7 protein-coding genes are annotated in these 4,373 nt (G+C 29.5%); all 7 read right to left on the bottom strand.

Annotation, left to right across the window (positions count from 1 at the left end; translation table 11 throughout):
* Positions 1-77 precede the first annotated feature (77 nt).
* The 7 genes from FLJC2902T_RS14845 to FLJC2902T_RS14815 all read right to left on the bottom strand — a co-directional run bounded on the left by FLJC2902T_RS14845 (position 78) and on the right by FLJC2902T_RS14815 (position 4,313).
* Complete coding sequence (locus tag FLJC2902T_RS14845; protein WP_023580614.1) at positions 78-902, bottom strand: hypothetical protein; 825 nt, start codon at positions 900-902, stop codon at positions 78-80.
* A gap of 185 nt (positions 903-1,087) precedes the next feature.
* On the bottom strand, positions 1,088-1,504 hold the full coding sequence (locus tag FLJC2902T_RS14840; RefSeq protein ID WP_023580613.1) for a DUF1493 family protein: 417 nt from the start codon (positions 1,502-1,504) through the stop codon (positions 1,088-1,090).
* Between the two features lie 166 nt (positions 1,505-1,670).
* Positions 1,671-1,982 carry a helix-turn-helix domain-containing protein gene (locus tag FLJC2902T_RS14835; protein WP_023580612.1) on the bottom strand — a complete coding sequence of 104 codons (312 nt, stop codon included), beginning with the start codon at positions 1,980-1,982 and terminating at the stop codon, positions 1,671-1,673.
* A gap of 6 nt (positions 1,983-1,988) precedes the next feature.
* A complete protein-coding gene (locus tag FLJC2902T_RS14830; RefSeq protein WP_023580611.1) occupies positions 1,989-2,327 on the bottom strand; it encodes a type II toxin-antitoxin system RelE/ParE family toxin in 339 nt (112 codons plus the stop codon).
* 234 nt (positions 2,328-2,561) lie between these two features.
* The gene (locus tag FLJC2902T_RS14825) at positions 2,562-2,918 is read right to left on the bottom strand and encodes a helix-turn-helix domain-containing protein (protein WP_023575027.1); all 357 of its coding nucleotides are present in this window, start codon (positions 2,916-2,918) and stop codon (positions 2,562-2,564) included.
* A 5-nt stretch (positions 2,919-2,923) separates the two neighbouring features.
* Complete coding sequence (locus FLJC2902T_RS14820) at positions 2,924-3,217, bottom strand: type II toxin-antitoxin system HigB family toxin (protein ID WP_023580610.1); 294 nt, start codon at positions 3,215-3,217, stop codon at positions 2,924-2,926.
* Between the two features lie 232 nt (positions 3,218-3,449).
* Positions 3,450-4,313: a hypothetical protein gene (locus FLJC2902T_RS14815; protein ID WP_023580609.1), complete on the bottom strand. Its 864-nt coding sequence runs from the start codon at positions 4,311-4,313 to the stop codon at positions 3,450-3,452.
* Between the last annotated feature and the right edge of the window lie 60 nt (positions 4,314-4,373).

Genomic DNA, 4,373 nt, shown 5'->3' with positions numbered 1-4,373 from the left:
AAGTTTACAAACACAAAACCAACTTTAAATTTTGCCTTAAAGCCCCACTTGCAGCAAACTGCCTGTTGTGCGACGTTTTAATATTTAAATTCAGATGTTTTATTTTTTAAATACCAGTTTATGTACTTTAATTTAATATTATTCAAATCTACTATTTTACTTATTTCGGAGCTTTTAGGTAATATTTTTTGAATGATTAGATTTACTTTTAAATTGATTATTTGTTTGCCTAAACTATCTTTTATATTAATATCTTGGATCGAAATTGGTTGTCCACAATTTTTAAAATACTGACTGTTATAAATTATAGTTTTTTCCTTTGCAAAAGTTACTATTCCTAAACTATTCCAAGCGTCAAATGTTAATTCAAAATTTTCTATATCAGGTTTGTCAATGTTTATAAATTCATCAAAATATTTATATTCTTGAATCTGAGAATATTTTTTTTGAGTATCTTCTTTTTCGTCATAATCGTTTTTGAAGTAATCTTTTTGATTACATTTTTTGGCGATTTTTAGAATTTCGTTTTGTGTTGGTTTTGTAAAATTTTGCTTTATGAATTCTTCAGTATAGTTGTCTCTGTTAGTGTTCAATTCTCTCAATAAATTTTGAATTTCATTTTTCGTAATTATTGGGTATTTTTCAATTTTAATTACAACTGTGTCTTTGGTGAATTTTTTGTGTTTTACTACATCATTAACTTTTAGATGACTTATAAACTTAAAGTCTCCGTTTTCTTTTTTGACTAATTCAAATATTTCGTTTCTTGAATAAATACCATCATTTCCCCAAGAAGAACCACCGATAGAATAAGAAAACTTTATTTTGTCTATATCTTCAAAATTTTGCGCTAAAGAAAACTGTCCGCAAACTATTAAAATTAAGTATAGTATTTTATTCATTTTGGGTTTTAAGTTTCGTTCTCGTTTCGTTCGACAAAAATGTCGCACAACGTCCCGCCGGCTTTAAGAAGTTGGGGATTTTTGTTCCCGAACCATTCCATTAGAACTGAAGTCAAATATACAAAAAGACCATTCCATTATACACTAAAGTCCCAATTTCTTAAAACCGCTGTTAGCAGCTGTATCTAATTATAATATTTTAGAAAAAGAATAAGGATTATTGCAGAAGCAATTAAAAGTAACAAAATTTGATTAGCTAAATTTGCTAAACGATTATTTGGAATTTCATGTTCTGGATATTCTATATTCCATTTTCCAATTTTTGAAAAGTCATATAGCATTTTAGGAGTAACAGGAATTTGTTTAACCGTTTCTGCGGGAGATTTGTAACCGAATAAATTCAAAGTTATGCTGTTTCCCTCTTCGTAATGATGGAAGTACCAAATGTAATTACTCATATCGACATTGAATTTTTTGGAATATTCTTCCATCAATTCAGAAAAATCGTCACCTGTACAGCCTAAATCATTTTCAAGTTCGCTATTTTCGGTAACATTATCTGCTCCAGTCATTTCTTTAACAAGTTTGATAATTTCGTCCATTTCCGTTCAGTTTTTCCGATATAGCTGCTAACGTCCCGCCGGCTTGCTGCAGGTGGGGATTTTGTTCCTTTAGTTTGTTTATTCCTAAAGCCAAATATACAAAAAGATGTTGGAGTTTTCCCTAAAACCCCACTTGCTGCAAACCGCTGTTATGCGTTCGGCAAAATTATTGAATAGCTACCTTTTGGTTTAGTAACTCAACGTTAAAATTGATCTTAGCATTTAAAGCTTTAAAGACTTTAATAATTGTATCAAATCTTGCATCAGTTAAGCTATTTTCAATTTTTGAAATTTGTGCTTTTTTTACACCAACTAATTCTCCTAATTGTTCCTGTGTTAAATTTCTTTCTTTACGAATTTGTTTGATAGTTTGGCCAATTAGTTCAAGCTTCAATTCATTTTCAAAAGCATCTCTATTTTGAGTTCCTTTTTTTCCAACGAATCTATCAGTTACTTCGTCTAAATTATATGTTTTCATAATGATTTACTTTTTTTCGTTAAAATATTTAATTCTCAGAGATTCTGCACGTTCGATTTCTACTTTTGGAGTTTTATCAGTCTTTTTTATAATTCCATGTGTTGAAATTACAATTGTATCTTGCTTGTTAGATTTGTCCCAAAATGCAAATAATCGAAAATATTGTTTATTATATAAAGTTCTGAATTCCCAGATTTCATTATCAAGTTTTTTGAAGAGTTCGTTATCATTTACGCTTCTTGATTTCCAAATATTGTAAAGTATTTTTTCTCTCGATTTTTCATCTAAACTTTCCAAAAACTCAATAACAGGTTCTAGAAATTCTACTTTGAATTTATAATCCATTCTATGTTCCGTTCTAATTTTTTTGTAAAGATAAAAGTTTCCTGATTAAGAAACAAATTTTATTTAAAGTTTTCGTTTTTTATTGCTGACGCATAACGTCCCGCCGGCTTTATGCAGATGGGGATTTTTGTTCCTTTAGTTATTTTTATCACCAAGCCAAATATACAAAAAGGAGTTTGAGTTTTGCCCTAAAACCCCATTTGCATAAAACCGTTGTTAGCAGCCGTACTTTTATTAGTAAGCTTGGATTAAAACGTCTGTAGGTATGTGAAGTCTTTCATGTAATTGTCTTATCATTTCCAATGAAAGCTTTCTTTTTCTATTTAAAATTTCACTTGCGCGACTTTTTAGCCCCACAATATTGGCTAAATCATTTTGATTGTAACCCATTTGTTCCATTCTGAACTTAATTGCTTCGATTGGATCTGGTAAACCAATAGGGAAGTGTTCGTTTTCGTATTGGTCAATCAAAATGCCAAGCACTTCAAGTTCGTCTCCTTCAGGAGAACCACTTTTTGCGTCAAAGATTATTTCAAGTCTTTCCAAAGCTTGATTATAATCGTTTTCTGTTTTTATAGGTTTAATTTCCATAACTTTTAAATTTCGTTAGCATTAATCTTGTCATATTCTGCATGCGTTCCAATAAATCGAATCCAAATAATTTGATAATCATAATTTAGCTTAACAATTAATCTATAATTATTTCCTTTAATATTGAAAACTACTCTATTATCATTTAAAATACTAGCACTTGGATAATCTAGTTTTATTTCGTTTGGATTTTTCCATTCGGCTTTACTCGCTTCCTGAAACCACGATTTCAATTGTTGTTCACAATCAGCGTGTATTTCCCAAAAATCCCTCAATATTTTTTTAGCTATTACTCTCAAATGTTTTAATTTTTGACAAAGATAATAAAAGTTCCCAAAACGGGAAAATTATTTCGTTTTTTTTTCGTCGCGTTGAGTCAGTATGGCTGCTAACGTCCCGCCGGCTTGCTGCAGGTGGGGATTTTGTACCTTTAGTTTGTTTATTCCTAAAGCCAAATATACAAAAAGATGTTGGAGTTTTCCCTAAAACCCCACTTGCTGCAAACCGCTGTTGTGCGACGTTTTTCTTTTATTAGTGAGTAATTTTTTTGTTTTCAGGAATTACTATATTTTCCATTTTCAATTCAATTTCTTTCGTTGACTTTTCGTTTTCTATATATAGTTTTATCATCCAATTATTTTCTGGAATCGAATTATAAGACTTTATTTGAAGCAGAGAAGTATAAGATTTTGACCAAATATAATATCCCCCGAAATCCATATTCATACCGTTCTTGTCATAAGTTGCGATTTTTTGTATTTGCCTTCCTTCATCTTCTATGTAAATTAATAGTTTTTTCTTTAATTCTGAATTGGGGATTTTTTTATATTCTTGAAATGCCATATTCATAAATAATGCTATTGAATCTTTTGCAACTTTATTTCTCTCTTCAATTTTTTCAATCAAAGTTTTGTATTCCTTTTTGTTTTTCTTTTTTAGATTTTTTAATGTGTAGAAGTCAAGTATAATGAATTTCTTTTTTGGATACTCATTTTCAATTAAATTCAAATTAAATTTTTCCAAAGGATTGTTAATTGTTATTAAAGACTTGTTTTCTTCAGTTGGCGTAAAGTATTTTATTTTAACTTTTAGAGAATCTAAACTATAGATTGGTTTGGGTTGGGATTTAAAGATAATTTGTATCCAACGATCAAAATTATGGTAGTACATATCAGGATATGCTTCCGAACTTTTTATTATTTGCCCATCATTATTTTTGGCTGTTGCGCTAAGGATTTCAATTGTATTAGTTTCGTTAATTTCTAAAGTATCGACAATAGCATTTATTGTTATTGATTTGTTTCCGTTGAGAGCCCAAATTCTGTCGATGGTTAATTGGGAATGTCCAATATTTTGAAATAATAAATAAATTAAAAAAAATAATGTTTTCTTCATTTTATTGTTTTATTCATGCAGTTTTCTAAAATGTTGCACAACGTCCCGCCGGCTTTCTGT

The organism is Flavobacterium limnosediminis JC2902 (genome assembly GCF_000498535.1).
Lineage (GTDB): Bacteria > Bacteroidota > Bacteroidia > Flavobacteriales > Flavobacteriaceae > Flavobacterium > Flavobacterium limnosediminis.
This window is presented reverse-complemented; position numbering and strand designations above follow the sequence as displayed.

Bases quoted from the DNA above. Each gene is read 5' to 3' on its own strand.
- FLJC2902T_RS14845 (WP_023580614.1), bottom strand. From the start codon at position 902: ATGAATAAAATACTATACTTAATTTTAATAGTTTGCGGACAGTTTTCT.
- FLJC2902T_RS14840 (WP_023580613.1), bottom strand. From the start codon at position 1,504: ATGGACGAAATTATCAAACTTGTTAAAGAAATGACTGGAGCAGATAAT.
- FLJC2902T_RS14835 (WP_023580612.1), bottom strand. From the start codon at position 1,982: ATGAAAACATATAATTTAGACGAAGTAACTGATAGATTCGTTGGAAAA.
- FLJC2902T_RS14830 (WP_023580611.1), bottom strand. From the start codon at position 2,327: ATGGATTATAAATTCAAAGTAGAATTTCTAGAACCTGTTATTGAGTTT.
- FLJC2902T_RS14825 (WP_023575027.1), bottom strand. From the start codon at position 2,918: ATGGAAATTAAACCTATAAAAACAGAAAACGATTATAATCAAGCTTTG.
- FLJC2902T_RS14815 (WP_023580609.1), bottom strand. From the start codon at position 4,313: ATGAAGAAAACATTATTTTTTTTAATTTATTTATTATTTCAAAATATT.